This is a genomic window from Devosia sp., assembly GCF_017307565.1.
GTDB lineage: Bacteria > Pseudomonadota > Alphaproteobacteria > Rhizobiales > Devosiaceae > Devosia.
Window position 1 is genome coordinate 1 of the sequence record NZ_JAFKHD010000079.1, and the last position, 4197, is coordinate 4197.

Annotated in this window: 4 protein-coding genes; all 4 read right to left on the minus strand. The window is 62.4% G+C overall.

Annotation, left to right across the window (positions count from 1 at the left end; translation table 11 throughout):
* Positions 1-1076 (minus strand): DUF3333 domain-containing protein (locus J0I64_RS02525; protein WP_291406053.1); only part of this gene is annotated, 1076 nt, incomplete at its 3' end.
* A 1-nt stretch (position 1077) separates the two neighbouring features.
* On the minus strand, positions 1078-2451 hold the full coding sequence (pstC, locus tag J0I64_RS02530; RefSeq protein ID WP_291406054.1) for a phosphate ABC transporter permease subunit PstC: 1374 nt from the start codon (positions 2449-2451) through the stop codon (positions 1078-1080).
* A gap of 70 nt (positions 2452-2521) precedes the next feature.
* Positions 2522-3547, minus strand: coding sequence for a substrate-binding domain-containing protein (locus J0I64_RS02535; RefSeq protein ID WP_291406055.1), 1026 nt, complete (start codon positions 3545-3547; stop codon positions 2522-2524).
* Between the two features lie 275 nt (positions 3548-3822).
* Positions 3823-4197 (minus strand): IclR family transcriptional regulator C-terminal domain-containing protein (locus J0I64_RS02540; RefSeq protein WP_291406056.1); only part of this gene is annotated, 375 nt, incomplete at its 5' end.

Consider the following 4197-nt stretch of genomic DNA (forward strand, 5'->3'; position numbering starts at 1 on the left):
GGCAGCACGTGGTGGAACACCATCTGGGTCTTGGATGCGCCCATGCCGAGAGCCGCCTGGCGCAGGGCCGGGGAGACGCCCATCAGCGCGCCACGGGTGGCGATGATGATGGTGGGCAGGGTCATCAGGGTCAGCACCAGACCACCGACCAGCGGTGCCGAGATCGGCAGGTGGAACCAGTTGATGAACACAGCGGCGCCGAGGAGACCGAAGACGATCGAGGGAACGGCGGCGAGGTTGTTGATGTTGACTTCGATGAGGTCGGTGAGACGCGACTTCGGGGCGAACTCTTCGAGATAGATGGCGGCAGCAACCCCGATCGGAACGGCCAACAGCACGACGATCAGCATCATCCAGAGCGTGCCGACGAAGGCACCGAGGAGACCGGCCGAGGCGGGAGCCGCGCGGCTGTCGACATTGGTGAAGATCGTCCAGGCAAAGCCGTTCGAGATAGTGCCGTTTTCAACGAAGGTATCGATGAGCTGACGGGCGGGCGGCGAGAGCTGCTGCTGGGCGTCGCCCAGGCCGCGGTCGATATTGGCCTTGATCCAGTTGGCGGCATTGGCCGAAGCGAGCACATCGACTTCCACGGTCTGGCCGAGAAGCGAGGGATCGCGCACGAACATTTCGCGGATCTGGTGACGAGCGTTGGTTTCCGGGATCGTCAGGATCTGCCGGCTGTCGATCTCAAAGTCTGCCGGCGCAGCCTTGCGCAGCGAGGCTTCGACGATCTTGTTCCAGTTCAACAGGGCCAGATCACGCTGCCACTTGAGGTTGGCGGCGGTGTATTCGGCATCCGAGGCGAAATCGGTGCGGGCCGGAGCCGGACCGACATCGATGACGGCGGCGTCGTAGGTCACCTCGAGGTGCAGGTTGGACTGGATGAAGGCCGGCACGCCCTTGCGGAACACGTCCGCAAAGAGGATGGCGACGAAACCCAGGGCCACGGCAATGGCGGCAATGCCGAGACCACGGAAGATCTTCTCGCTCATATGGCGGCGGCGGAGGCCGGCGCGGATACGGCGGGTGCGCTCGGAAGCGGCCGGTTCGGAGGAAATCTGAACGTCGGTAGCCATTTTATTCGTACTGCTCCCGGAAGCGGCGGACGATGTAGAGGGCGAAGATATTGAGGCACAGGGTCACGACGAAGAGCGTGAGACCCAGGGCGAAGCCGACCAGGGACTGCGGGCCGGTGAAATCGGTGTCGCCGGTCAGCTGGTTGACGATCGACACGGTGATGGTCGAGACCGGCTCGAAGGGATTGCCACGCAGGATCGGCGCGTTACCGGCGGCGAGAACCACGATCATGGTTTCGCCGATGGCGCGGCTGACGGCGAGGAGGAAGGCGCCGACGATGCCGGGGAGGGCGGCGGGCAGAAGGACGTTGCGGATGGTTTCGGACTGGGTGGCGCCAAGACCATAAGCGCCATCGCGCAGGGTGCGCGGCACCTGGTTCATGATGTCATCGGAGAGCGAGGACACGAACGGGATGATCATGATGCCCATGACGATACCCGCGGTCAGGGCCGAGGTGGCGCTGACCTGAAGGCCGAGCATGTTGCCGATATCGCGCAGGAAGGGGCCGACCGTGACAAGGGCGAAGAAGCCGAAGACGATGGTGGGGATACCAGCCAGGATTTCGATGAGTGGCTTGGCGACGGCACGGAACGACTTCGGGGCGTACTGGCTGAGATAGATGGCCGAGAGAAGGCCAACGGGCACGGCGACGATCATGGCGATGGCGGTGATCATCAGCGTGCCGCTGAGCAGCGGCAGGAGGCCGTAGGAGCCGTGGTTGTCGCCACCGGCATTGTTCGGCGCCCAGACGGTGCCGAAGAAGAAGTCGATGGGGTTGATGAAGGTGAAGAAGCGGATGGCTTCGGTGACAAGCGAGGCGACGATGCCGAGCGTGGTGAGGATTGCCACGGCCGAACAGGCGAGCAGCAGTACATTGACCACGCGCTCAACCGAATTGCGTGCCCGGAGGCGGGCGGTAATGCGGGAGCGGGCATAGGCGAGGCCGGCGCCGCCAGCCACGATGGCCAGCACGAGGGTGCCAGCGAAGGTGAGGAAATTAAAAGAACGCAACGCATCGCCGGCGGCCTGCTCATAGGGAGCGATGGTGCCGGTCACGCCGTAACCAGAGGCCAGGGCCTCGATGCGGCTGATGGTGGCGTTGAGGCCAACCTGGTCGAGCGAAGCCAGAGTGTCCTGCGGAATCTGCGAGACGATGTAGTTGTGGGTAATGCCGCCACCGAGCCAGGCCCAGAGCAGCAAAATCACCAGAGCCGGGATCATGGCCCAGATGGCGGTGAAGGTGCCATGATATTGCGGGCGGGAGTGAACCTTGACGCCATTTGCAGTGGCAAGGCCGCGGCTCCTGGACCAGCCGGTTTGATAGGAAATACCTAGTAGGACAATTAGTACGCCGGCTACGACCAGAGCATTCATCGCGATGCGCCCCCGCGGGAAAACGAAAGAGCGGGCCGCACCGGAATGGTGCGACCCGCATTAGTCTTGATTACTTGGCAGCGCCGGCTTCGAACGAGGCCAGGACTTCAGCGGTCTTTTCGACCGGCTGCGGGATCAGGCCAGCGGCTTCCAGAGCACCGCCTTCGCCCGAAACGCCTTCCGAGAGGAAGAACTGGACGTATTCTTCAATGCCCGGGATCACGCCGATGTGCTGACCCTTGACGTAGAAGAACAGCGGACGGGAGACGGGGTACTTGCCGTCAGCAACGGATTCCTTGGAAGGAACGACGCCGTCGATGGTGGCAACCTTGAGCGTGTCGGTGTTCTGTTCGTAGAACGAGAGGCCGAAGACGCCGACGGTGTTCTTGTCGGAGTTCAGACGAGCCAGGGTCTCGGTGTAGTCGCCCGAGATTTCGATGACCACGTCCTGACGGAAGGTGGTTTCGAGAGCCTTCACTTCGTCTTCAGACAGGCCTTCCGGGTGACCGGCTGCCTTGAAGCCAGCGGTGACGACCTTCTCCTGGAAGACTTCACGGGTGCCGTGGTTCGAGGCCGGGATGGCCAGCGAGATCGGCTGGTTCGGGAGCGAAGCGTCGATTTCGTTCCAGGTCTTGTACGGGTTGTCGACGAGAGCGCCGTCAACATAAACCTTGGCAGCGATTGCCTTGTAGATCTGGACCGGGGTCAGGGCGAAGTCAGCGCCGGCAGCGGCCGAAGCGAAGACGATGCCGTCGAAGCCAAACTGGATTTCACGGATGTCGGTCACGCCGTTGGTGACGCAGACTTCACGCTCGGAGTCCTTGATCGGACGCGAAGCATTGGCCACGTCGATGGTGTTGTCGCCAACGCCTTCGCAGAACTGCTTCAGACCGCCGCCGGTGCCGCCGGAGCCGACGACCGGGGTCTTGAACTCGGGGAATGCAGCGCTGAATTCTTCAGCAACGATGGAAGCGAAGGGCAGGACCGTCGAGGAGCCGGCGATCTGGATGGTGTCGCGCGACTGGGCGAAAGCAGCGGTGGGGCCGAAGGCGGCGAGTGCGATGACGGCGGCGCTAGCGAAAAGTGCGGTCTTCATGAAAGTTCCCTTTCGGAATTCGGTTCTCTGACATGGCCAGCCATTAACTTGCGACCGCCCTGTGACGCGGCAGACCATATTGGCGCCCGGCGACGGTTTTATTGCAAATGGGTGACTGGTTTGTGACACTTCAAGTGTCTGAAATGTATAATGAAATTCGATAATATCGATTATGTGACACAATCGCTTGCAGCGTTTTGTGACTCCCTGGAAGTCCGGATTCCGGGGCTTTCGGAGATCAGCCTAGTGGAGAATTGTGACAGTTGGCGCACGGCCTAGCGCAGAAGCGGGCGCAGGTCTGACTGGATCTTTCGCATCAGCGGCAGGAAGCTCGCGATCATGCGCGAGGTGGAGGCGCGGGCGGTCTGGGCGCCGATATTGAGCGCTGCGATGGTTTCGCCCGAGGCATTGTAAAGCGGCACGGCGATGGAGCAGAGACCGAGTTCGAGTTCCTGATCGATGACGGCAAAACCCTGGGCGGCGACGACGGCCAATTCGGTGGTGATGCTGGGCAGGTCCGCCTTGGTGCGGCTGGTATAGGCGATGAGATCGGAGCGATCGAGAATGGCGCGGGCTTCTTCGGGCGGCAGAGCGGCGAGCAGGATGCGGCCCATGGAGGTGCAGTAGGCCGGCAGCCGGGCGCCGGGGCC